A 20,512-nucleotide genomic window follows, 5' to 3' on the forward strand; every position below is an offset into this window, starting at 1 on the left:
TGTACGCTTTCAAAGCCGCCGTGAGGAGTGATCCTGACGGCGACGGGATGTGGCGCAGCTTGGTAGCGCACTTGACTGGGGGTCAAGGGGTCGCAGGTTCAAATCCTGTCATCCCGACAAGTTTCCGCAGCTAGATGCCCATGAGCCTGATCAAGGTTCATGGGCATTCTGCTATTTGATCCCTTACGGGGAGAAAATTGGGAGACGATCTTCATTTCTCGGCATCCTTCATCGAGCGATCGAGTGCGGCCACCGGCGAGCAGGGGGAGAGCTGACGCCTTTCCGCTAGGGCTTGCTCCCACGCGTCGGTGAGCCCGTCGAGCAGCCGCCGCACCATTTCCGAGGTGGCGTGCGAGTAGCGCGCTTGCACCGACCCGTCAGCGTGGCCCATCTGCTCATCCATCAGCGGCTTGGGCGTGCCTAGCTCTTCCATCAGCGTTTTGTATGTGTGACGCAGGCTGTGCGGCGTTAAGCCCGGGGCGATCGGCAGCCAGCACGCATCAGCCCTTCCGCTGGCGTTCCGTCCCCGCACCGGGATCCCCGGCCACGGCTCGCCGAGCAGCGGAACCGGTCGGGCCGGCATTGGTGCCTTCGCCGGGTAGGACCCGGTCGCCGCAGGCTGGAACAGCCACGCCGCGAACCCGTTTCGCCGCCAGAGCGATGCCGGGGTGGCCATCACGCTGCCTCGCACGTAGCCGAGCGCGTCGACGGCATCTTGCACGGTCTGCCGGGTGCGTTCGTCGAGCCGGTCGAGGTGGTTGAAGAAGTTCGACACTGTCCCGACCGACACACCCGCTTGGATGGCCACGTCCTTGGCCTTCGCCGATTCCCGCGTAGGGGCACCGTTGGCCGCCTTGTTGCCGCTGAACACGTACCGCAGCCCATGGCATGCGCACGGCTGCGGTGCCTTGTCCGCGATGTGGTTGGTTACCAACGTATGCAGCCAGGTCGGGATATGCACGCTACGGCGGGACTCGTCTTTGGGCGGGCAGCGGTGCATCTCGCCCGTGTCCAGTTCGTAGAGCTGCCACTCGACCCGCACGAGGTTGGGCCGCACGAACTGTGTCTCCAAGCCGACCAGCTCACCCCAGCGCATCCCGCTGAAACCCTTGAGCACCAGAGCAACGAACTCATCATCTCGCCCCGACAGCAGCGCCGCCCGTTCCGCGATCAGCAGCGTGCCCAGCGCCGTGGTAATCGCCTTCTCCTTCCCACGATTCGCCGCCCGGCCAGTGCGCCTGCCACGGCCGCGCCGTCGCCTCGCGGCGTTCCTGACGATGAGCCCTTCCTCGGTGGCGTCCTCCAGGATCGTGTGCAACACCTTGCGCCACAGGCGAAGGCTGGCATCCGCGTAGCCGAGCCCCTTCTCCCGTTTCTCCCACAATGCGATCTCCGTCGCCGTGATGTCCGCCAACGCCAACTCACCGAACGCGGGCAGCAAGTGATCCTCGATCGCCCGTCGGTAGCCCTGCATCGTGGACAGCGCCAAATCCAGCCGCTCGAACCACTCGTTGGAATAGTCCACGAACAACACCCGACCCGCAGCCGGATTGCGGAACGTGTTGGCACGCACGGTTGCCTCGGCATCGTCGGCCGCTTGTTCTGCTTCGCGCTTGGTGCGAAATCTGACGGTGCCGCCGATGGCATCCTTAACTATGTCATATCTGCCGTCGGCGAGCTTGAAGCGAGCGCGGTAGTAGTCGCCCCGCTTTTCCGCATATCCCATGGCGTTCCTTCCCTCCTTCCCTTCCTAAGATGCTGTGTCCAAAGTGGCCAGACGTGCCCTTCTCGTGGTGCGAGCCGTCAGCCGATGCGTGGCCATGCTTTCGCGCTGCGCCGACCGCTGACGGGGGAGGGCAGCCGGCTCCTGGCTCTCGATCGGTCGTCTCTCGAATAGGCGCACGATCTCCTCCACATGACCATTGGTGAAGCGGTAGCTGCCACCGATGAAGCTGTAGGGGATACGGCGCTTGCGTGCCTGTTCCTTCACCCACCACTCGGAGCAGCCAAGCATCCGTGCCACATCGGCGGCGCAGTGAAGCATCAAGCTGGGCCGGTCCATAGGTTGCTGCTCCTTCCTGGGGACGGGTGTCAAGCTGGGGTTGACAGCGTTCTTGCTCAAATGGGTTGGGCCAGTATCAGGTGACGGGCGAGTTGTTGATGTTCTCTGGCGAGCTCTGAGGAGGTTTGCGCGAGCATCGCGTCTGCGGTGGTGTGCCAGCCGATCCCGGCGAACGCCAGGGTGGAGATGACGAGGATGCTCTCCTCGCCGACGGTGTCCATGTCGGAGGCCACCGCAGCTGGTGTGGCCGGGTTTTGGGTGCGGCGGTATTCGGCACGCTGGCGGCGTTTGTGGGTGAAGGTGTGGCTGTAGCGGCGGGAGTGGGTGTAGAAGTGCCCGCCGAAGCCGAGCATGTGCGCCGCACGCCGTAGGCCGTGGAAGAAGGCGGGATCGTCGGGGCGGACCTTGTTCGGCGGCACCGTTGGCGCGGCGGGTGGCTGGTCGTAGTCGGGGTGGCAGACCTCGCAGCGGGTCATGGTGGTGCGGGTGCCGCAGTCCTCGCAGACATACGGGTCGGTCAGGCGTGGATCGGCCGGGCAGGTGGGGGGCGGGGTCAGTGGGCGGCCCAGGTTCCAGCAGGCGATGAGCAGTCTGCCGATGTGGGAGTTGAGGTCGGCGTAGCGGCCGATGGTGTGTTCGTTGAAGCGGCCGGTGTTCAGGCCTGCCGCTTCGGCGGCTTTGGTGGCGTACTTGGCCAGGTACATGGCCACATGCCGATCGGTGACAGTGCCGGTTCCCGACAGGGCGATCGTGCGTACGTCGCCGCCTTTGTCGAACGGCCCCCACCTGATCAGCCAGCCTTCGGGCCGGTCTGGGTGCGGCGGTGTGGTGAACGAGATCTGTTGCGCCGCATGCTTTACCGCGTTGTGCAGGTCCTGGTCGTCGAACTGGGGTGGTGGCGGCACGATGGCGGTCGGGTCGAACGGTTTGACGCCGTCGAGGCGCAGCAGGGCGTGCAGGTGCACGACACCGCGGGCTTGGAACTCGGCGGCCTTTCCGCAGGACACCCGCACCGGTGCGGCCTTGACGAGTTTGCCCGTGGTGGGGTTGACGCCGAGGACGACGCGGGGAATGCCGCGTGCTTTGGCCGTTCTGGCCAGGTGGCGGTCGATGGCTTGTTTGGTACGCCGCCACAGCTCACCGGCGTACCGGTTCCACACCACTTGCCCGTCGTGGTCGTAGCAGTCCAGGCACAGTGGCTTGCCCAGGCACCGGTCGGTGGCGGCGTGACGGGCGAAACAGAACTGGGCCTTGCCGTGCGCGCAGCGAGGGACGTCGCGGCGGGCGTGGCACGGTAGCGGTAGGCAGTCGCAGCGTTCACGGCTGGCGCAGGCGTGACGGCGTACCACCCGGCTGTGCACGGCCCCGAACGAAGGTGCGGTCAGGGTGGCGAACACGGCATGGTGGGTGACCACATCGGCAGGGACACCGTCGCCCCCAGCCAACCCGACCAGGACCAGCTGATAGGCGTCGCGCTGGTACACCTTTGAACACGCCGGGCACACTGAGGCGCGGCGGTTGCCGCAGGCTTTGTAAATGGCCCCGTCGGGCATGGATTCGGTGTGCCGGACCCCGGTGATGGTGGCGCTGTCGCCGGTCTTGACGACGTTGACGATGGAGCCCTGCAGCCGGACCGGCCGTGCGCATTTGGATGCCGCTTTGACATGGTCGAGCCAGGCGGGAAAGTCTTCGCGGGCGGCGCGGGCCAGGGCCTGCCGGTCGGGGTCTAGGGATCGGGTGAGCCGGTCGAGGGTGGCCTGGTCGGGGCGGGACAGGTGGTGGCTGGTTGACACGTACGTGTCAGAGTGGGTGTTCGCGGCGTAGGGGGCCGTGCCCGAAGCTGATGCTTCGGGCGCGACTCGGTGCGTCGGAACGTTGCTCATCACGCGTTCACCGGGCGGCCGTTGACCGTCTGGGGCGTGTCTGGTGTGTCGTCGATCTGGGCCAGCAGGGTGGTGGCCTGTTCGCGGGTCAGCCTGGTGTCGCGCATGCGCACTTGCAGCTGCCCGGCGGTGATGCGGGTGCCGTACTGGGCCTGGTACTCGGCGGCGATCTGGGTGGCACGGGCCAGCACGGCCGGGTTGGCCAACGGCAAGACCAGCTGAACAGCGTCCTTCGCGACGGCCTGAGGGCCTATGGAGGAGGGTGTCAGCGGTGTTGCCGAGACCTTCGGTGGGCTGGTCGGCGACGGGATCGCAGACGGGACAAGACTTTCAGGCATTGCATCGGCCGAGCGGTGCGGTGGCTGCTGCTTCGGGGTGATCCGGTCGGCTACCTGTGCCGGAGTCGGAATCGACACCATCTCGGCTTCGGCCGGCATGGGTGCCGGGCGGGCCGGGATGAGGGTGGCAGGGACAGGGACCTTAGTCGGGGCAGGGACGGTAGCAGGGGCAGGGACGGTAGTCGGTGCAGGCAGGTCGGTTGGGGCTGGGGATGTGGTTGGTGTGGTGGTGGTGGTTTCGTTGATGGCTTGGCGGATCTGGCCGATGGTGGAGATGAGGCCAGCTACCCGTGACGGCTTAGGTGCGGCCGGTTGGTTGGTGTTGGTGTTGTGGGATTCCCGGCGGATGAGGGCACGCATGTGGATTGCGAGCCCGGCCAGGGCGGGTGGGAACGCGCCGACCAGAGCGGCAAGCCAGATCTGCCATTCCTCGGTGGCGTTGGACATGGTCATGAGCAGGTGGTACAGCGACTGTGCCGCTATGCCGATTCCTGCGGCGATGTAGGTGTTGTACTTGGCGAAGTTGGCCACCCGCGCTGGTACTGGTGACATCCACAGGGTGAGTGCCACCACGACGTAGCCGTCTACACAGATCGGCATCAGCCACGCCATAGCGAAGGTGAAATCGGGAAAGACGATGGTGCGGGTGAACCCGGCGATCTCTGCCAACGCGATCCAGGTGTCGGCGGACAGAGCAAATGAGGCACCTAGCACCGCCCAGGATCCGAACAGTGACAGCAGCGGTTCGCCGTTGCGGCGGTTACGTGTCATCACATCCACCGCCTGCCTTGCAGGTAGTGGTCGTCAGGGGTTTCCCGGGTGTACCAGCTGTAGCAGATGACACACCGGTAGCGGGTGACGACATCAGCCGTATCGTCGTGGTCGCTTTCCATCGTGTTGCCGCAGCACCACGGGCCGTTCTCCAGTAGCGAAGCCCAGTGGGAGGCGTAGGCGGTGACCAGACCTTCGATCACGTCCACGACGGTGTTGGAGGTTTCCGTCGAGCAGATCCGCAGACGGCTCATCCTGTCGTGGGAGGGGGAGGCGAAACGCACCTCGATACCGGCCGCGTCGAAGCGGGCCTGAACACAGGACACGGTGATAACGACATCGTCGTTCATGCGTAGGTCGTCGCCAACCTGGTGCGCGGCCAGAGTTTCGTAGACCGTGTCAGCTTGGGCGTACGGATACCAGTTGGGAACCTGCAGAGATGTGGTCATGGCTGTCAGTCCTTTCCGTTGAGTACGAACAGGGTTGGTGCTGTGTGGGCAGGACTGGCAGCGGGTCGGGCCGACTGCACAGCTTTGGCCACACGGGTTGTGCCGTTGGTGTGTGTGGTTTTGCCGTGCAGTTCGGCGATCAGGTCGGGGGTGAGCCGTTGCTTCACTGCTGCCGGGTCTTCCTTGTAGCGTTTGCGTAGCAGCGGGCGGACAACGGCCATCGATGGGCACGCCGATTCCTTGGCACTGAAGCGGAAGCCGCATCCCGGGCAGCTGGCAGCTGGCGGGATACCAGGGTGATGGTCGGCGAACACGGCCGCCAGAACAGGAACCGTCACACTCAGACCGGCCTTGATCAGCCTTAGGTCCAAGGTGTGGCGTTCGGCACGATCGCCGTAACGCTGCTGTGCCGCCTGACGGCTGACACCCAGCGCCTCACCGATCGCGTCCCATGAATACGGGACCTTACGAAGACCTACCACCGCCAACGTGGTGACGGCTTCGGCCTCAGCGGCTAGCGATGCCATGATGCGCAGCGCTTCCACGTCACCGGCAGCCACCCGGGCCGCATAGGCCCTGAGGATGCGGCGGGTGAACGCGTCGAACTCCTGATTGGACTTGTCGCGCTTAGGATGCTTACGCACCAGCGGACGCGCAGTCCTTGTGGCCGGGACGGCCGGGTCGATGGTCATGACTCACCACCGTCGGAGTTGTCGGCGGTGAACGGTGTGTCGCAGACGCCACAGTCGATCGGCCCCAGGTCGAAAACCTTGCGGGACAGCCGAATCTTGCGTCCGCAGTCGCACGTGCAGGAAAGGCCGTTGTTCGAGCTGGACCTTTCCTTGCCCTTGGCCGGTTCAGCGTGCCGGTAGGCGCGCAGCGCCGCGCTCAAGGCTTTGATTTGGGTGCGGTACTTACGTGCCGCTGGATCGGTCAGTGTGCACGGCGACCAGCCCAGCTTGCGATCCTTGACAGGTTCCAAACCGAGTTCACGGGCGAGCTTGGCGAACTTCTCGTTGTGGTAGCGGCCCTGCCGCGACGTGTCCTTAATGCTGCGTACATCGGCCAAAGCGTGCGCTGCCTCGTGCAACAGCGTCTTGAGCACTTCATCGGCGGGACGCGACAGGCCCTCACCGGAGATCAGAACCTCAGGCAGGAGCTGCTCGCCGTGCTGCCAGCGCAGCGAAGCGAAATGGCCCCACTTCAGATTCTGCTTCGGACCGGCCGGTGAACCCGACGCCACCACCAGCACTACCTGCGGCACCTCAAGGTGACGTTCACGAATCGCCGACCAGCAGCCCTCCAACACCGCCAACAACGCGGCAGGAGAGAACCCGTCTTGACACGTACCTGTCAACGACTTGCCGATGGCAGTCTTTGCTTTCGTCATTGGGCACCGCCGAACGCGTAGTCCCAGACGAACGCGACCATGCGCAGCAGGCAGATAACCTCGTCAGCGGTGCGGCCCTTGGCGTCGTTGTAGTCGTACGCCGAGGTCAACTCGCCCTCGGTGGCGTGCACGACACAGAAATCGAGGAACACCATGGCTGCCTCGAAATCGGGGAAACCCGGATCGTCGAACATCTGCGCCGGAGCGTCGACCGGGCCGCCGTAACACACGATCCCGATCGCGCCGACCAAACAAGCGGGCGGGGTGTACACCGCCGCTGTGTTGTCGTAGTAGCTGGCCTGGATCCAGCCATGCCGCTCTAGGTAGTCAGCTGCCGACAGCAGCGTGGCCGCGACCGTGTCAGTGCAGGCGAAGCGCTCCAGATCGACCGCCGTGCACGGCAGTGTGACGGCGGGGGTCACCGGGTCGGTGACCTGATTTTGGGTAGACTGCATCGCAACCGCTCCCTTCGGGGGGTTGTTGGGGCCGACAACACCAGAAGCTTTCTCAGGGCTTAGGTCTGGTGTTGTCGGTTTGGCCTCCTAATGGCCACCACACCCGCCGAACGAATTCGGCCGGCATGGAAGCGGTCAGGTCAGCGTTGTCTTCGCATCAGGCGGGCCGAACACTTTGCGGAGCATGAGGTGGGTGACCGCGATCAGGTGGCGGCACTGGGCCTGCGCCACCGGCTCGGCCGGGTCCAGGGTCAGCACCACCCGCAGCTCCATCCGGTTGCGCCGTCCGTCGCGGCGCCGGTGCCGGGTGGCGACCACCCGCCCCACCTCGGCGCGCCAGACTTCCGGGATCGACGTGTGCTCCCCGTCGGGCATCGTCAGCGCCGTGCACACGTGCCCACCGGCGCACCAGTCCGGGTGCCCGGCTGAGTCCTGCCCGACCGCGACGGCAGCGGCCGGTGCCTTGTCCAGCACGGGCTGCCAGCGTCGCACCGCACTGGCACTCGCAGCGGTGTTGGTCATCGGATCGTTCTTTACCTGTTGAGGGTCGTGGACAGCGGATTTCATGGCTTCTCCTCTGCCGTGGCCGCAGTGCGCCGTGCCTGCGATACGTTGGCGGCGTGTGCGGCGATGCGGGCGCAGTCGTCGTCGGTCAGGTAGGCGGTCTTCACCAGATGTGGCACCCCGCCCTCGGCGATCAGCAGCCCCGACCCTTGATTGGTGGGGCTGATCGTGTTGGCCGACCAGCCTTTAGCCGCCCACCCGTGGCCCAGCACAATGTCCGACGAGGAGTCGGTGGTGCACCGTCCGGCGAACCGCCACGCGAACAGATCCCGCAGGCTGGTAGGGATGATGTCCGAGGACGGGCGCTGAGTCGCCGCGACCACGATGATCCCCACCGCCCTACCCCTAGCCACCAAATCGCGCAGCAGCGCCGAAAACAGTTCCTGGGTCTTACGATCCCCGGCCGTGGCCGAGTAGTAGGCGATCTCGTCGATGGCCAGCAGGATCGCCAGGAACCGGTCATTGCGGCTGATCTTGCGGCGGCCGACCGCGAGCAGGTAGGTGTAGCGGTTGTCCATCACCGTTTGCAGCTTGCGCAACGTTGCTAGGGCGTGGTTGATGTCCGGGCCGACGAACACGTCCGCGCATTGAGCCCACTGGCCCAGTTCCACCTGTTTGCCGTCCATCAGGCACAGACGGCAATCCGGTGACAGGGCGGCATGCGCCACGATCAGGTTCAGCAGCGCCGACTTACCTGCCCCCGGCTCGCCGCCGATGGCCATATTGCGGAAGATCAGCGGCACCTGCACCGGCTGGCCGAACTCGTCGATACCGATGAACAGCGGATCGAAAATCGACAGCACCGGCCCGACCCGGTCAGGATCGGTTGCCGCGCACGCCGTCAATGTGGACATGACCGCCCGCCTTACGCCGCGACCAGCGGACGGGTGGAGGTGGCTGTATCCCAGGCGTCGTCTGGCACGTTGGTGGGCAGGAACCCGTCGCCCTTGCTGCGCGACATCTTGGCGACCTTCGCCGTGGCGAACCGCAGCGACGGGGCCACTTCCTCCACATCCAGCTGGTACATCGAGCGTTTCTCGCCGTCGTCGGTTTCCCACTTCGACAGCCGCAACCGGCCCACCACGACCACCCGCATCCCCTTGGCGAGTGATTCGGCCGCGTGCTCGGCCAGCTCCCGCCACGCCGTGCAGTTCATGAACAGCGACTCGCCGTCGCGGTACTCACCCGAAGCCTTGTCATACACCCGGGGTGTGGAGGCCACCGTGAACTTGCAACACGCCGCCCCGTTAGGCAGGAAACGCAGATCCGGCTCACCGGTCAGGTTCCCCACCATCGTCAACACCGTCTCGTTCGACATCGAACCTTGCTCCCTCACATCGAAAATTTCTTGTTTCACACGCCTGTCTGGCGGCTACCACACCGGCCGGACACCCAGCCAGTCTGGAAGCAGTCACACCCGGCCTACACGGCACCGAGCTTGGCCAAGAAGTCCCGTCGGAACGGCAAAGCGGTCAGCGGCCACGAGGCCAGCAGCGAGCACGGCTCCACGTCGGCCAACGCCGGTAGCCCGCACACCCGACCCGCGAACCGGCCAGCAGGATGATTCCCGGCAGGCTCACCGCCGCGGTACACCTCGAAGCAGGCCGTGTCGAGGTCCACGATGTAGCCCCAGTCGGTCCACACGCTGTCGAAAGCGGTCACCGTGCTGTCCAGGATCACCCCGGCGGCCAGGATGCCCACCGGATGGCCCTGCGTGCGGCGTAGCAGGCAATACCAATCCGTGGTGCTCGCCGAACCCACCGTCATGTCCGACCAGCGGTGAAGTTGCTGCACATCCTGCGGTGTTGGCTTGTCGTCGTCGCGGACCACTCGAAGCGCCCGCACCTGGTCAGGCAGCTGCGAGGCCTTGGCCCGCGCACGGCTGCGTAGCCAGCGCAGCACCCACGCGCCCGTGCCCTGCGGGTAGGAGTCGTCGTGTACGTAGGAGATCTTCTCTGTTCCGTCGACCGCGAAGCCGAGAAACCCTCTGCTGGCCATCACATTCCCCAATCCATCACTAGCAAGTTCGTGTCAGCGACGCCCACGCGGATCGACCGCAGGCTCAGGCACGTCGTCCAAGTCCAAACCCGACACGGGCACCCCAGCCGCGGATTCGGCCGGCCAAATCCCCACCCCCGCGAACTCGCGGGCCAGCGGCGAGGACACCAGGCGCTGCAACGGATCCCGCCGTGCGATGTCGACCCGCACCAGCGCGGCGTAGCGTGTCGACGCGCGGCACACCCGCACCTCACCGGCCCAGCACGCCACCGCCATCCGGCCCGTACCGCCATCCAGATCAGCCAGATCCAGGCCAGGGCGCAGCCACACCCACACCCGCTCACCCGCCGGTGTCGGACGAGCCAGAAGGATGAACGGCAACGTGATCGGCCGGGCCTTGCCCTTGCTCGCCGCCCGGATCACCTCAGCGAACGTCACCCGCAGCCGATGCCGCACGATGACGCACCAGCCCCATGCGGTCAGCCAGCGCCGCACCCGTCGCAGCACCACACACGCCACCGCAGTCGTAGCGAGCACCCCGGCGGCCAGCCACGCTGACACGTACGTGTCAAGCAGCCACCACGCCGTCAGCAGCAGCCCCACGGCTGCCAGCTCCAGCGACCACCACCACACCGCCCGCAGCACCGGCCACACCCGCACCACGACAGCTGTCGTTACGCCGAACACCGCAGCCACCATCGCGCCCAACACCAGCGCCAGCGCCACACGGGCCACCGTCGAGGTCGACGACACCAACTGCGACGCCACTACTGCGCCGACCACACCGGACACAGCCGCCGCCACAGACCCGACGACGCGAGCCCGATGCGCATACCAGCGCGACACCGACGGCTCCACCACCGACACCGCCGCCGGAACAGGACGATCACCAAAGAGTCTGCTTCCCATTTCGACCTCCTGCTGTCTGTGGCATCGAGGCCAAACCGCCGGCCGTGGCCTCGTCCATCGAACTATATGCACACTGTACACCTTATGCATAAGGTGCGCTAGGTGTTCTGTGTGCAGATGCGATGTGGGAGACTGACCTCCTGGTACCTGCAGCAGAGGAGCCCCAGGTTGACCGAGATCTCAGGACAACCGGCATATCAGCAGATCGCGCATGACCTTCGGCGAAAGATCGCCGAAGGTATCTACGAGGTGGGTGAAGCGATCCCCGCGACGAACCAGCTGATGACCATGTACCACGGATCGATCACAGTCGTCCGGGCGGCAATCAAAGAGCTGCAGGCCGAGGGTGTCCTTATCGGCCAACCCGGCAAGGGAGTTTACGTACAGCGCAAGCCGTCCGATGACGAGCTAGCCCGCAAGTCGGACAGCCACGCCCGCCTCGCCGAGCTGGAGGAGGAGGTCCGAAGGCTGGCACAGGCGCTCAGCAGCGACACGTCTGATCTGACCGATATCCGCAGGCAGATCGGTGTCATGCAGAGCCAAATCATGGAGCTGTACGGCCGAATGGGCATGCCGTACAGCCACGATGCACCAATCCCGGCGAGGTCGAAGAAGGCAAAATCTGCTTAACCCCTACGTATGGCGAGCAGGTGATCTGATGGACGGCCAGCCCGAAGCGGGCAAGGTTGTGAACCTCCGACGCAATCCCGCGTACAAGCCCGACCTGGCTGCCCTTGCCAGGGACCAGATCGCTGCAGGCAGGCGAAAACTTGGCTTGAGCCAGAAGGAATTCGCCGAACTGCTCGCCCCGCTCCTGGGCTGGTCACCCTCTGCGGAAATCGTGGAGGGATGGGAGACCAGCGCCGTCCCGCCCGGCGACGTGATTTTGGCAGTTGGCATGGCCACGCAAGGCACCGAGCACAACGTGCTGACCATGGCGTTGGACTCAGACGCCGAACGAGTCGTCGACATTATCGGTGGCGTTGTCGGCGATCTCCATCGCTTGCTCGGCGCGCCGGATGTTCGTCAGGTGTACGAAACAAGAGGCATGATTGCGCGCTCGCAATGGAACGGCATCCTCGAGAACGCGAACGAGCACATTTGGCTTTATGGCATGGCGGAACTTGGCTATGCCCTTGACGACTCGGTACCTGAGCTGCTGCAGAAGGCAGCCGCAAGCGGCTGCAGCATCCGAGTTCTTCTGCTCGACCCTGACTACTCGGGCGCTGCCGACATCGACGTCGACGAAGGCAACCCGGCGGGCACACTCAGCCCTCGCATTCGGGCCGCATATAGCAGGTTCCGGCAGATGGCAACCCGCTGCGGCAGGCAGATGCAGATCAGGGTCTACAACGCCCCACCAACCGTGAGCGTTGTACGCGGTGACGGCCGCATGTTCGTCACCCCCTACCTGCGATTCTTTGTAGGCGGCAATTCGCCGACCTTCGAGCTGGAAGACATTCCAGACGGCAAGATGTTCAACCGGTACACCCGGCATTTCGAAACCGTGTGGCAGATCGCGAAAGAATGGACACGATGAGTACCTGGACCGCAAAGATGAAGGACGCCACCCTCCTTAGCTCGGAGGTGCTGGTGGCCAAGCCGAAGCGGTTCGTCCGTGAGCTGTTGCGGATGCCCGACGGGCAGGAGATCGAGTGGTACTTCGCCGACACCACACCAAGCGTGATGGTGGTGCCGGTGACCGAAAACGGCGATGTGGTCATGGTCAGGCAATACCGCCACAACCTGAAGAAGGACACATTGGAGCTTCCGGCCGGCATCGTGTCCGCCGACGAGCCGGTTGCCGATGCGGCGTTGCGGGAACTGGTCGAGGAGACCGGCTACGTCCTGACAGACGGTGGAACGCTGCACGCCCTGGGAAGCTACTATGCGCTGCCCTCGGAGACGAACAAGTACGTTAACCTCTTCCTCGCGACGCCGGTGCACTTTGCGGGGCAGGCGCAGGGCGACACGGAAATTGAGAAGTACTTCGACATGAGCACCGTCCACATGCCCTTCAGTGAGGCACTCGCACAGATCGGCAAGCAGATCGACGGACTGGAAACCGCAGGCGCACTACTACTCGCTCGCAATAAGCTGAGCAGCCTCGCCGCGTAGCCCAGGTCGCAGAAACGGAATGGCTCTAGCTGTCGTGGCGCTCCCGGGCTCCGCTCCCGGAAGCATCGCCAACCTAACACTTAAGCGACTAAGTTGCAATCTCTCGGTTTCTGCTTGTGAGGAACTTCTATACAGTTTCAAGGCGGCCGCAAGCGGCCGCAAACCCGCAGGCCGTGTGCCCTGCGCCTTGCCGCTTCGCTCCCGGCGCCGGACACGGCCGAATGTGACAGCTGCGGCCGGGTACGACGGAAGCCGAGCTGCCAATAATCCGGCGAACGCTGGGCAGACTCGCCACACCGCCGAAGCCAAACACGTTGGCTGGCCTACGATTACGCGATGCTGGTTGGTGCCTCGGCATCCTCTCGCGACCCGGCAGGCGGGCGGTCTTCCCCGGTTCGTGTAACCACGAAAAGAGAATTCTTGCCAAGCTTCGACGACAGAACCCAGCCACTCGGCAACGTCGCCCGAGGCGAAGCGTGGACGCCTTCCAAAGTAATCCGCTGCACCTCGCCCAGGTCGGCGTTGCCGTGGAACTGCGCCTGGCCCAGGCTGGCCATGCCGTAGAACTCCGCCCCACGCAGGTCGGCGTTGCCGTGGAACTGCGCCTCGCCCAGGTCGGCAATGTCGTGGAACTGCGTCCCGCTCAGGTCGGCGACGCTGTGGAAGTGCGCCCTACGCAGGAAGGCTTTGTCATGGAACTGCGTCCCATGCAGGTCGGCTTTGTCGTGGAACTGCGCCTCGCTCAGGAGGACGACGCCGTGGAACTGCGCCTCGCCCAGGCCAGCGACGCCGTAGAACTGCGCCTCGCGCAGGTCGGTGATGTCGTGGAACTGCGCCTCGTCCAGGATGGTGTCGCCCAGCACGCAATGTCCGAGTGTGAAGTCGACCAATTCGGCCGCTGTCAGATCGATGGAAAGCAGCAGACCGCGCTCACTCAACCAGTAGCCGTCCAAGGGCGCTCCATCGCCGTCGATGCTCACATGTGCCGCTAGAAGACGCTGCGCCGTACGGCGAACCTCCAGCTCCTGCCGCCGCTCCGCCCCCTCCTTCGGCTCAGGGAGCGGTGCGTCCTCGGCAGGTCGGGACGGAGACGACTCCGCGTTGCGTCGGAGGACTTCTAACGGCGGCGTATAGGGCATGCGCAGATAGGCGCACCACACATTGAACACCGTTTGGCGAAGCTTCGGGTTGTCTTGCCCGAGCCGCTCCAGCGAGTACAACCCGGCTAACCTCACCGCCGCCTTCTCACTGGCCAACTGGTCGGCAGCGGCCACATAAAGCGCGGTAGTCCGCTGCTCCAGGGCGTCACTCTCGGCGAACCGCTGCGCCCGTTCACTAAGCGACTGACGCCGTAACGCCATCAGCAGCGTCGCCCCCGCTGCCAGACCCGCAGCCATCGTCAACCCGGTCTTGATCCGGTCCAGACGCATCCGATCAGCGTCCGTGACCGTCACCGACGTATCCCACACCCCGAGCAGCACCATGCCCGCCGCACCACCAGCCAACACGACCACCACGACCAGCAACGCCACCGGCCAAAACCTCATAGGCCGCAACGGCGCGTCATGCCCTGTCGGCATGCCAGTCGTCCGCCGCTTCGACCACCTAGGCCCAAATAAATGCATGCTCGTCAGTGTGACCAACCGGTCCACCAACCGCACCCGGCCATAGCCCGAGTTGGGTAGGCCAACCGGACACATCCCCCCGCCACCTTGGCGGCACACCCGGAGAAGCTGCCTCCGGCGGGCAGGGCCTCCGGCCCTCGCACCCGGGACAGGCCTCCGGCGGCCAGGGCTGTCCGCCCTGGACCCGGGCGAACCCGTCGAGCGCGGCGCAGTGCCGGGCCGGCATACGGGCTGGCTTCGCGTGGGTGGGGTCAAGTGCGAGCCTCCGGCGGGGAGGACCTCCGGCCCTGCCACCCGGGGAGAGCCTCCGGCGGCCAGGGCTGCCCGCCCTGGAACCCGGGCGCTCTGAAAGCAGGGCCGCCAGCTGGCTGCTACCTGTCGCGCACCGAAGGCCACCAGACCGCGCCTGCCTGGTCCAGGTCGTTCTTCCGTGGGGAGCTCCACCTGGACCAGGCAGGCGCGGCCTGGCAGGGCAGTGCCTGCGCGACAGGAAGCAGAGCCCGAGAGACCGTCTCTGTGACGATCATGGGGAGAAATCTGGGAGACGATCTAGCAAGAGTCGACGTTGCGGCCAAGACCAGACCAATGCAGACCAACGGTGCTACCAGGCATAATGGCTGCTGAGCAGTGGTGATGGCCGTGTTTGGACTCGGCTGGGGGTCAAGGGGTCGCAGGTTCAAATCCTGTCATCCCGACAGCGAGAGGGTTTCCGCAGGTCAGAAGACTGCGGAGGCCCTCTTTTCGTGTTTGGTGGTCTTGCCGGGGTTGAGCATGCCGTTGCTGGACTCCTTGACTCGGTGAGGTGACCCGATGCCGTTGCTGGACATCGACAAATTGACGAAAGGGCTGCCGCGGGGCTGGGCCGGTTTCCTGCGTGACTGGGACCGCCATCTACGCGCCGGTAATTACCCGGAGACGACCCGGTACAGCTATCTGCTGTCCGCGGCTCAGCTGGGCCGGTTTCTGGGCGAGCATTCGCCCGATCCGGACGCTCCTGCTGCAGCCGATGATCCGTGTCAGGTGACCCGTGCCCATGCGGAGGCGTTCCAGGCGTGGATGGTGACCACCCGGTCGGCCTCGACCGCGCTGGTGAAACATAAGGCGCTGCAGCAGTTTTTCCGCTGGCTGCGCGAAGTGGAGCAGGAGATCGGCCGTTCGCCGATGGACCGGGTGTGCCAGCCCAAGGTGGCGCAGAAGCTGATCCCGGTCATCGGTGATGAGGACACCCGCAAGCTGCTGCAGACCTGCGCCGGCAAAGGTTTCGGCTCGTTGCGCGATGAGGCGATCATCCGATTGCTGGCCAACACAGGCGCGCGGCTGTCGGAGGTGGGCAATCTGCGCCTCGACGACGTCGACCTGGCCACTGAGACGGTGCGCTATCAGGGCAAGGGTGCCAAGGACCGGCGGGTCCGGGTAGGCCCGAAGACGGCCCGTGCGCTGAGCCGCTACCTGCGGTCGCGGGCCAAACGCCACGGGGCGCAGACGGCCTGGTTGTGGCTGGCCGAACGGGGAGGCGGCGCCCTGCACCCGAACGGGATCAAACACATGCTCAAACGGCGGGGCACACTCGCGGGCATTGCTGGTGTGCACGCCCACCGCTGGCGGCACAACTATGCGCATCAGTGGAAGCGGCTCGGCGGTGATACCGGCGACTTGATGCTGGCCCTGGGCTGGACCTCCGATGACATGCCGCGCCGATACGGCGCCAGCGCCGCGGCGGAGCGGGCGATGGAAACCCAGAGCCGGCTGGGAATCGGGGAGCGGATCTAACCGGTACGCAGATAGTTCTGGCCGTGGCATGTGCTCCGGCCAGAACTACTTCTTTCGGCGTCGTGCCTGTACCGACTTTTCGGCCAGCGCCAGCATGTAGGCCTTGCGGGCGTGTGTGGCACGCTGTTGGCGTACCGCATCGGGCAGCACGCGTTGCGGATCTACTTGTTGTTCGAACCGGTCGCAGAAGGCTTTCGTCCCGGCGCTGGTGCGTTTGCGGCGGTCGGGCGTGTTTGCCCAGGACACGTGAGCGGCGATTCGTGCCCTGCGGCGCCGCTGTGAAGCGGACATGCTCTGCTTGCGTGGCTCAGACATCGTCGCCGATCCGCAGCCGGGCCTGGGTGTCCTGCGCACGTTCGGCTGCGGCGCTCGCGCCGTAGCGCCGTGGCATGTCCTCCGACGACCAGCCGAGCACGAGCATGAGATCGCCGGTGTCGCCGCCCGCCTTCTTCCATTGGTGGGCGTAGTTGTGACGCCAGCGGTGAGCATGCACTCCCGCCACGCCTGCCGCTTTACCGCGTCGGCGAAGCATCGCCTTGATGCCATTGGCCAGCAGCGGCTCCTCACCCCGTGTGGCCAGCCAGAGCCGCGATGACACGCGAGCGTGGCGGGTGGCACGTACCCGCAGGTAGCGGCTCAATGCCCGGCCGGTCTTGGGGCCGAAACGCACCATCCGGTCTTTAGCGCCTTTGCCGTGATACCGGATGGTGTCGCGGTCCATGTCGACGTCGCCGAGGTCGAGATTCGCGATCTCTGCCAGCCGTGCACCGGTATTCGACAGCAGCCTGATGATCGCCGCGTCGCGCAGATCAGCGAATCCTCTGCCGCGGCATGTCCCGAGGATGAGCGTGGTGTCAACCTCGCTGATGATGGGAATGAGTTTTGCCGGCTGGCGCGGCTGGCGAACCTTGGCCAGCGGTGATCGCTCGATCTCTTCATCGTCGACAAGCCATCGGAAAAACTGTTGCAGCGCCTTGTACTTGTTGAGCGCGGTGCTGGCCGAACGGGTCTGAATCATCCAGACCTGGAAAGATTCGATGTCCGCTTTGGACACCGCTGAAGGCCCGGTATTGTCCACGAACGCCGCCAGCTGACGTGCCGCGAGCAGATAGTTGTACCTGGTGGTGAGGGGATGGTTGGCCGCACGAAGACAGCGGTCCCAATCACGCAGGAAGCCCTTCCATGTGTCCGGCGCACCGGCCAGGAGCCGGTCCACTTCGGCGCTCATACGCCCGCTCCACGGCTGGCCGGCAGAGCTGAGGTTTCGCCGTCGGCTATGACGTAGCGGCCGAGGACCTCCCGAGGTGGCCCAACGGGCCGGACTATTGGGAGTCCCTGGGCTGCGAAAGGTGCCTTCGTTTCGTGAGGCGGCAACGTCCCGACAACTGACGCCGATAACCTCTGGAACGCCGTTCGCCCCAGCGCGGACAGTCCTTGTTCGGAGATCAGTTCAGGTCCGCCGCGGTGTCGATGCCGGGCCGGATGGTTTGCAGCTGGGAGAGCAGCGTTTGCGGGTCCGTGCCGAGTGTGGGTGGCCATTGGCTGTGGTGGGGCATCTGACCAGGGCCGTAGGTTTGCTTGGTGTCGGCGGCGAACTCAAAGGAGGTGCGCCCGACCATGGCAGGATGGAATGCGGATGCTGCGATGTCTGGCAGGGTGAGGGTGGTGACGTCGCCTGAGCCGTCTTCGCCGCGCCATGAGGTGATTCGTTGAGCGGTCATCATGTTGTCGTGGCGGGTCCAGACTTCCACCTGGCACAGGACGCTGGCGGACCGGATGCGTGCTGCTGGTCCTTTGACCACTGCACCGGCGAGCGTGGCGAGGATGGGATCGTGTGTGGCCATTGGTGTCAGCTGCTGGGGTGCCGGCGGTGTCGTGCTTCGGGTCGCTTGGGGTTCTGCCTGTGCGTACGCGGCCGCGTGCGGCGCCGCCTCGTGGTGGAAGACTGCTGCCGCACCGGCAATGGCGAGCAGGACGACGCACAGCGCGGACAGCGCCATTCGCCTCGGCCGCCGCTGTGGTGACGGATCCGGAAGGCAGTCAGGATGGAGACCCATAGGATTCCTTTCGTCGATGTGGCGTTGCTTGTTGGCGCATTCCTTTGGCAGGCATGCGGCATCGGGTGTGTCCCGGCGGTGAGCCGAGGCACTATGCGTGGGCAGGACGGTTCGGACGCTGCGGGCTAGGTAGCGACGGTCGCCTTGTCTTGCCGGCGCCGAGCCGGTAGCGGTGCGGCGTGCGGGCACGATGTGATCGCGGTGGCTGCTGCGGCGGCGAAAGCGTCGATCTGGGTGGTGGTGACCTGGGGCATGCAGATCAGGTGCCCGTGCTGGTCGTCGGTGGGCTGAACCCATTCGGCGGCCATCGTTGGTGGCAGCGGCGGGAAGTAGACGGTGAATGCGTGGGGATGCCGCATCGCGTCCACGCCAACGCCGCGAAGCTGGCTCGCCGCGTACGCGGCCATCGCCCGGCAGGCCCGCACTCGCTTGCGGTGCGCCTCGATGCCCAGCCCGGCTAGGGCGGCGTAGAGCAGCAGCGGCGTGTGCCCGGATCGGGAGCCGAGGATAGTCACGCTAGCGGTGCCGGTGTAGGACACTGGTGCGACCGTTGCGGCATGTGGTGGGTCGCGGTAGACCAGCACACCGCACGGGGTTTGGGTGGACAAGAACTTGTGGCCGGACACGACGATCGAGGTCACGCCGTGGACGGTGAAGTCGATGCGGGGCACGCCGGCGATTGGCTCCAGGACCAGCGGCAGCCCGGACAGGGCACCGTCGACGTGGATGCGCCGCCGGGTAATGGCCAGCTTCTCGCACGCCGCGGCGATGGCGGGAACGTCGTCGACTGCTTCGGTCATCGTGGTGCCAGCGGTGGCGACGATGACGGCGGGCCGGTCGCGGCGCTGCGCCAGCTCACCGAGCAGATCGGCGACGTCCATTGCTCCGCCCGCGTCGGTGTTCAGCACTACCAGCGGCATCATCAGCTTGTCCGCCAACTCGACGATCTTGTAGTGGGCGGCGGCTGATGTGTAGATCACCGCTGCCGGGAAGCGTTTACGGGCGTCGAGCAGGGCATGCTCGGTGCCTTCGGTGGATCCGCTGGTGACGTAGCCCCATCGTGACGCCGGTGCGCGGAAGAGGTCGCCGACGATGTTCACGACCTGCTGTTCCACCGTCTTGGTGTGGTTACGACCGTGTCCGTGGTCGTACGGGCTGCCGATGTTGTTGAACAGCACCTGGGTCATCAGGTGGCTTAGCTGGCTGAAGGTGATGTCGGTGGCGCCCGGGAAGGCGATGTTGGTGCGCGCATCGTGGGCTGCCTGCGCGGCCAGCTCGTCCCACAGCGGCTGAAGGTCGCGGGCCGGCAGGTCGCTCATCGCCATGCTCCCGGCTTGCGTGCCTTCGCGGCCGCAGCCTGCCGCAGCGCGTCGAGTCTGCTGTTGTCGGCTTGGCTCAACGTGTCGGACAGCTCACGTGCCCAGCGCACCACATCGCGATGCTCTTCGCGATCGCGCAACGGATTGTTCGGGTTGTCCATCATCCATTCGAATCGGGCCGGTGCCGTGCGGCAGTCGAGCAGATCGGTGGATTCGACGACGAGCTTGTTGAAGCCTTTGCGGCCCAGTTGCTGGGCGGCTATCAGCGTCCCGTCGGTCAAGACGATCCACATCCGTGATGGCACATCCATCGCGGTGCAGGCCCTGCGCTGGATGAGCTCCCACGGTCCGCTTTCGGTGTCGAGGCTGACCACTCCCAGCCCGATGAAGGTGGTGTCGGCGGGGTTGGCCGGCATGCGCTCATCGCGGTTGACCGACAGTTCCTCGCGGATGTCGAAACCGTTGCCGACCGCACGCGGGGCGAACTGGTGGTGCAGATCGAACAGCAGCTGTGGCAACACGCGGACTTCTGGCCTGTCGAGCCACAACTGCCACGCGGCGGTCAGCTTCCAAAACCCCGGCCGCTGGTCATGGTGCAGATAAAGGTAGGCCAGCGCGTGGGGACACAGTCGATCGGAAAACCTCTGCTCCCAAGCGTGAAACGCCAGGTTCACGGCCATTCTCCGGAGCCGGTCTACCGCCTGCTGCCGCACGTCGACGTACGGGGTCGGGTCGTAGCTGGCCGCCGGCTCAGCGACGTGGTGCTGCTGGTCGTGCCGGTGAGCGGTGTCTTGTTGGTTCATC

The 20,512-nt window shown here is 65.4% G+C and carries 23 protein-coding genes and 1 tRNA gene; 5 read left to right on the forward strand and 19 right to left on the reverse strand.

Annotated features, from left to right (window positions below):
* Window positions 1–43: 43 nt before the first annotated feature.
* Window positions 44–117 (forward strand) — tRNA-Pro (locus tag Rhe02_RS07195).
* A 94-nt stretch (window positions 118–211) separates the two neighbouring features.
* On the opposite strand, the gene Rhe02_RS07200 is transcribed toward Rhe02_RS07195, so the two are convergent.
* From Rhe02_RS07200 to Rhe02_RS07260, 13 genes are all read right to left on the reverse strand, one after another.
* Window positions 212–1,726: a LacI family DNA-binding transcriptional regulator gene (locus Rhe02_RS07200; protein WP_203907296.1), complete on the reverse strand. Its 1,515-nt coding sequence runs from the start codon at window positions 1,724–1,726 to the stop codon at window positions 212–214.
* Window positions 1,727–1,750: 24 nt separating this feature from the next.
* Entirely contained in the window at window positions 1,751–2,062 is a 312-nt protein-coding gene (locus tag Rhe02_RS07205) for a helix-turn-helix domain-containing protein (protein WP_203907297.1), read from the reverse strand.
* 56 nt (window positions 2,063–2,118) lie between these two features.
* Window positions 2,119–3,945 (reverse strand): replication initiator, encoded by a 1,827-nt coding sequence (locus Rhe02_RS07210; protein WP_203907298.1) that lies wholly within the window; start codon window positions 3,943–3,945, stop codon window positions 2,119–2,121.
* On the reverse strand, window positions 3,945–5,054 hold the full coding sequence (locus Rhe02_RS07215) for a hypothetical protein (protein ID WP_203907299.1): 1,110 nt from the start codon (window positions 5,052–5,054) through the stop codon (window positions 3,945–3,947). Before Rhe02_RS07215 ends, Rhe02_RS07210 begins: the two co-directional genes overlap by 1 nt.
* Window positions 5,054–5,503, reverse strand: a complete 450-nt coding sequence (locus Rhe02_RS07220; protein WP_203907300.1) for a hypothetical protein — start codon at window positions 5,501–5,503, stop codon at window positions 5,054–5,056. The genes Rhe02_RS07215 and Rhe02_RS07220 overlap by 1 nt, the downstream gene beginning before the upstream one ends.
* Window positions 5,504–5,508: 5 nt before the next feature.
* Window positions 5,509–6,195 (reverse strand): hypothetical protein, encoded by a 687-nt coding sequence (locus Rhe02_RS49690; protein ID WP_239123501.1) that lies wholly within the window; start codon window positions 6,193–6,195, stop codon window positions 5,509–5,511.
* Window positions 6,192–6,821: a SprT family zinc-dependent metalloprotease gene (locus Rhe02_RS07230; protein WP_203907301.1), complete on the reverse strand. Its 630-nt coding sequence runs from the start codon at window positions 6,819–6,821 to the stop codon at window positions 6,192–6,194. The genes Rhe02_RS49690 and Rhe02_RS07230 overlap by 4 nt, the downstream gene beginning before the upstream one ends.
* A 68-nt stretch (window positions 6,822–6,889) precedes the next feature.
* Window positions 6,890–7,348 (reverse strand): DUF6197 family protein, encoded by a 459-nt coding sequence (locus tag Rhe02_RS07235; protein WP_203907302.1) that lies wholly within the window; start codon window positions 7,346–7,348, stop codon window positions 6,890–6,892.
* 135 nt (window positions 7,349–7,483) lie between these two features.
* On the reverse strand, window positions 7,484–7,915 hold the full coding sequence (locus Rhe02_RS07240; protein ID WP_203907303.1) for a hypothetical protein: 432 nt from the start codon (window positions 7,913–7,915) through the stop codon (window positions 7,484–7,486).
* Window positions 7,912–8,766, reverse strand: a complete 855-nt coding sequence (locus tag Rhe02_RS07245; protein ID WP_203907304.1) for an FtsK/SpoIIIE domain-containing protein — start codon at window positions 8,764–8,766, stop codon at window positions 7,912–7,914. The genes Rhe02_RS07240 and Rhe02_RS07245 overlap by 4 nt, the downstream gene beginning before the upstream one ends.
* 11 nt (window positions 8,767–8,777) lie before the next feature.
* On the reverse strand, window positions 8,778–9,230 hold the full coding sequence (locus Rhe02_RS07250) for a single-stranded DNA-binding protein (RefSeq protein ID WP_203907305.1): 453 nt from the start codon (window positions 9,228–9,230) through the stop codon (window positions 8,778–8,780).
* 104 nt (window positions 9,231–9,334) lie between these two features.
* The gene (locus Rhe02_RS07255) at window positions 9,335–9,913 is read right to left on the reverse strand and encodes a hypothetical protein (protein ID WP_203907306.1); all 579 of its coding nucleotides are present in this window, start codon (window positions 9,911–9,913) and stop codon (window positions 9,335–9,337) included.
* Window positions 9,914–9,943: 30 nt separating this feature from the next.
* Window positions 9,944–10,819: a hypothetical protein gene (locus tag Rhe02_RS07260; protein WP_203907307.1), complete on the reverse strand. Its 876-nt coding sequence runs from the start codon at window positions 10,817–10,819 to the stop codon at window positions 9,944–9,946.
* 168 nt (window positions 10,820–10,987) lie between these two features.
* On the opposite strand from Rhe02_RS07260, the gene Rhe02_RS07265 reads away from it, so the two are divergent.
* The 3 genes from Rhe02_RS07265 to Rhe02_RS07275 are packed head-to-tail and all read left to right on the forward strand — an operon-like array spanning window position 10,988 to window position 12,937.
* A complete protein-coding gene (locus Rhe02_RS07265) occupies window positions 10,988–11,449 on the forward strand; it encodes a GntR family transcriptional regulator (RefSeq protein ID WP_203907308.1) in 462 nt (153 codons plus the stop codon).
* 28 nt (window positions 11,450–11,477) lie between these two features.
* Complete coding sequence (locus Rhe02_RS07270; RefSeq protein WP_203907309.1) at window positions 11,478–12,359, forward strand: DUF5919 domain-containing protein; 882 nt, start codon at window positions 11,478–11,480, stop codon at window positions 12,357–12,359.
* Between the two features lie 17 nt (window positions 12,360–12,376).
* Window positions 12,377–12,937: an NUDIX domain-containing protein gene (locus tag Rhe02_RS07275; RefSeq protein ID WP_203907310.1), complete on the forward strand. Its 561-nt coding sequence runs from the start codon at window positions 12,377–12,379 to the stop codon at window positions 12,935–12,937.
* Between the two features lie 329 nt (window positions 12,938–13,266).
* On the opposite strand, the gene Rhe02_RS07280 is transcribed toward Rhe02_RS07275, so the two are convergent.
* Window positions 13,267–14,469, reverse strand: coding sequence for a pentapeptide repeat-containing protein (locus Rhe02_RS07280; RefSeq protein WP_203907311.1), 1,203 nt, complete (start codon window positions 14,467–14,469; stop codon window positions 13,267–13,269).
* Between the two features lie 903 nt (window positions 14,470–15,372).
* Here Rhe02_RS07280 and Rhe02_RS07285 point away from each other — a divergent pair.
* Window positions 15,373–16,332: a tyrosine-type recombinase/integrase gene (locus Rhe02_RS07285; RefSeq protein WP_203907312.1), complete on the forward strand. Its 960-nt coding sequence runs from the start codon at window positions 15,373–15,375 to the stop codon at window positions 16,330–16,332.
* A gap of 45 nt (window positions 16,333–16,377) precedes the next feature.
* Here Rhe02_RS07285 and Rhe02_RS07290 read toward each other — a convergent pair whose 3' ends face one another.
* The 5 genes from Rhe02_RS07290 to Rhe02_RS07310 form a co-directional block, all read right to left on the reverse strand.
* Window positions 16,378–16,647 (reverse strand): hypothetical protein, encoded by a 270-nt coding sequence (locus Rhe02_RS07290; protein WP_203907313.1) that lies wholly within the window; start codon window positions 16,645–16,647, stop codon window positions 16,378–16,380.
* Window positions 16,640–17,560 carry a tyrosine-type recombinase/integrase gene (locus Rhe02_RS07295; RefSeq protein ID WP_203907314.1) on the reverse strand — a complete coding sequence of 307 codons (921 nt, stop codon included), beginning with the start codon at window positions 17,558–17,560 and terminating at the stop codon, window positions 16,640–16,642. The genes Rhe02_RS07290 and Rhe02_RS07295 overlap by 8 nt, the downstream gene beginning before the upstream one ends.
* Before the next feature lie 217 nt (window positions 17,561–17,777).
* Window positions 17,778–18,389, reverse strand: a complete 612-nt coding sequence (locus tag Rhe02_RS07300; protein WP_203907315.1) for a hypothetical protein — start codon at window positions 18,387–18,389, stop codon at window positions 17,778–17,780.
* Between the two features lie 125 nt (window positions 18,390–18,514).
* The gene (locus tag Rhe02_RS07305) at window positions 18,515–19,708 is read right to left on the reverse strand and encodes a pyridoxal-dependent decarboxylase (protein ID WP_203907316.1); all 1,194 of its coding nucleotides are present in this window, start codon (window positions 19,706–19,708) and stop codon (window positions 18,515–18,517) included.
* Window positions 19,705–20,511: a hypothetical protein gene (locus tag Rhe02_RS07310; RefSeq protein WP_203907317.1), complete on the reverse strand. Its 807-nt coding sequence runs from the start codon at window positions 20,509–20,511 to the stop codon at window positions 19,705–19,707. Before Rhe02_RS07310 ends, Rhe02_RS07305 begins: the two co-directional genes overlap by 4 nt.
* Window position 20,512 lies beyond the last annotated feature (1 nt).

The sequence above is a fragment of the Rhizocola hellebori genome (genome assembly GCF_016862955.1).
Classification (GTDB): Bacteria; Actinomycetota; Actinomycetes; order Mycobacteriales; family Micromonosporaceae; genus Rhizocola; species Rhizocola hellebori.

Coding starts and splice junctions, on each gene's coding strand:
- Rhe02_RS49690 (WP_239123501.1), bottom strand. CDS start 6,195: ATGACCATCGACCCGGCCGTCCCGGCCACAAGGACTGCGCGTCCGCTG.
- Rhe02_RS07250 (WP_203907305.1), bottom strand. CDS start 9,230: ATGTCGAACGAGACGGTGTTGACGATGGTGGGGAACCTGACCGGTGAG.
- Rhe02_RS07200 (WP_203907296.1), bottom strand. CDS start 1,726: ATGGGATATGCGGAAAAGCGGGGCGACTACTACCGCGCTCGCTTCAAG.
- Rhe02_RS07260 (WP_203907307.1), bottom strand. CDS start 10,819: ATGGGAAGCAGACTCTTTGGTGATCGTCCTGTTCCGGCGGCGGTGTCG.
- Rhe02_RS07275 (WP_203907310.1), top strand. CDS start 12,377: ATGAAGGACGCCACCCTCCTTAGCTCGGAGGTGCTGGTGGCCAAGCCG.
- Rhe02_RS07205 (WP_203907297.1), bottom strand. CDS start 2,062: ATGGACCGGCCCAGCTTGATGCTTCACTGCGCCGCCGATGTGGCACGG.
- Rhe02_RS07295 (WP_203907314.1), bottom strand. CDS start 17,560: ATGAGCGCCGAAGTGGACCGGCTCCTGGCCGGTGCGCCGGACACATGG.
- Rhe02_RS07270 (WP_203907309.1), top strand. CDS start 11,478: ATGGACGGCCAGCCCGAAGCGGGCAAGGTTGTGAACCTCCGACGCAAT.
- Rhe02_RS07240 (WP_203907303.1), bottom strand. CDS start 7,915: ATGAAATCCGCTGTCCACGACCCTCAACAGGTAAAGAACGATCCGATG.
- Rhe02_RS07285 (WP_203907312.1), top strand. CDS start 15,373: ATGCCGTTGCTGGACATCGACAAATTGACGAAAGGGCTGCCGCGGGGC.
- Rhe02_RS07220 (WP_203907300.1), bottom strand. CDS start 5,503: ATGACCACATCTCTGCAGGTTCCCAACTGGTATCCGTACGCCCAAGCT.
- Rhe02_RS07290 (WP_203907313.1), bottom strand. CDS start 16,647: ATGTCTGAGCCACGCAAGCAGAGCATGTCCGCTTCACAGCGGCGCCGC.
- Rhe02_RS07300 (WP_203907315.1), bottom strand. CDS start 18,389: ATGGGTCTCCATCCTGACTGCCTTCCGGATCCGTCACCACAGCGGCGG.
- Rhe02_RS07215 (WP_203907299.1), bottom strand. CDS start 5,054: ATGACACGTAACCGCCGCAACGGCGAACCGCTGCTGTCACTGTTCGGA.
- Rhe02_RS07305 (WP_203907316.1), bottom strand. CDS start 19,708: ATGAGCGACCTGCCGGCCCGCGACCTTCAGCCGCTGTGGGACGAGCTG.
- Rhe02_RS07245 (WP_203907304.1), bottom strand. CDS start 8,766: ATGTCCACATTGACGGCGTGCGCGGCAACCGATCCTGACCGGGTCGGG.
- Rhe02_RS07235 (WP_203907302.1), bottom strand. CDS start 7,348: ATGCAGTCTACCCAAAATCAGGTCACCGACCCGGTGACCCCCGCCGTC.
- Rhe02_RS07210 (WP_203907298.1), bottom strand. CDS start 3,945: ATGAGCAACGTTCCGACGCACCGAGTCGCGCCCGAAGCATCAGCTTCG.
- Rhe02_RS07310 (WP_203907317.1), bottom strand. CDS start 20,511: ATGAACCAACAAGACACCGCTCACCGGCACGACCAGCAGCACCACGTC.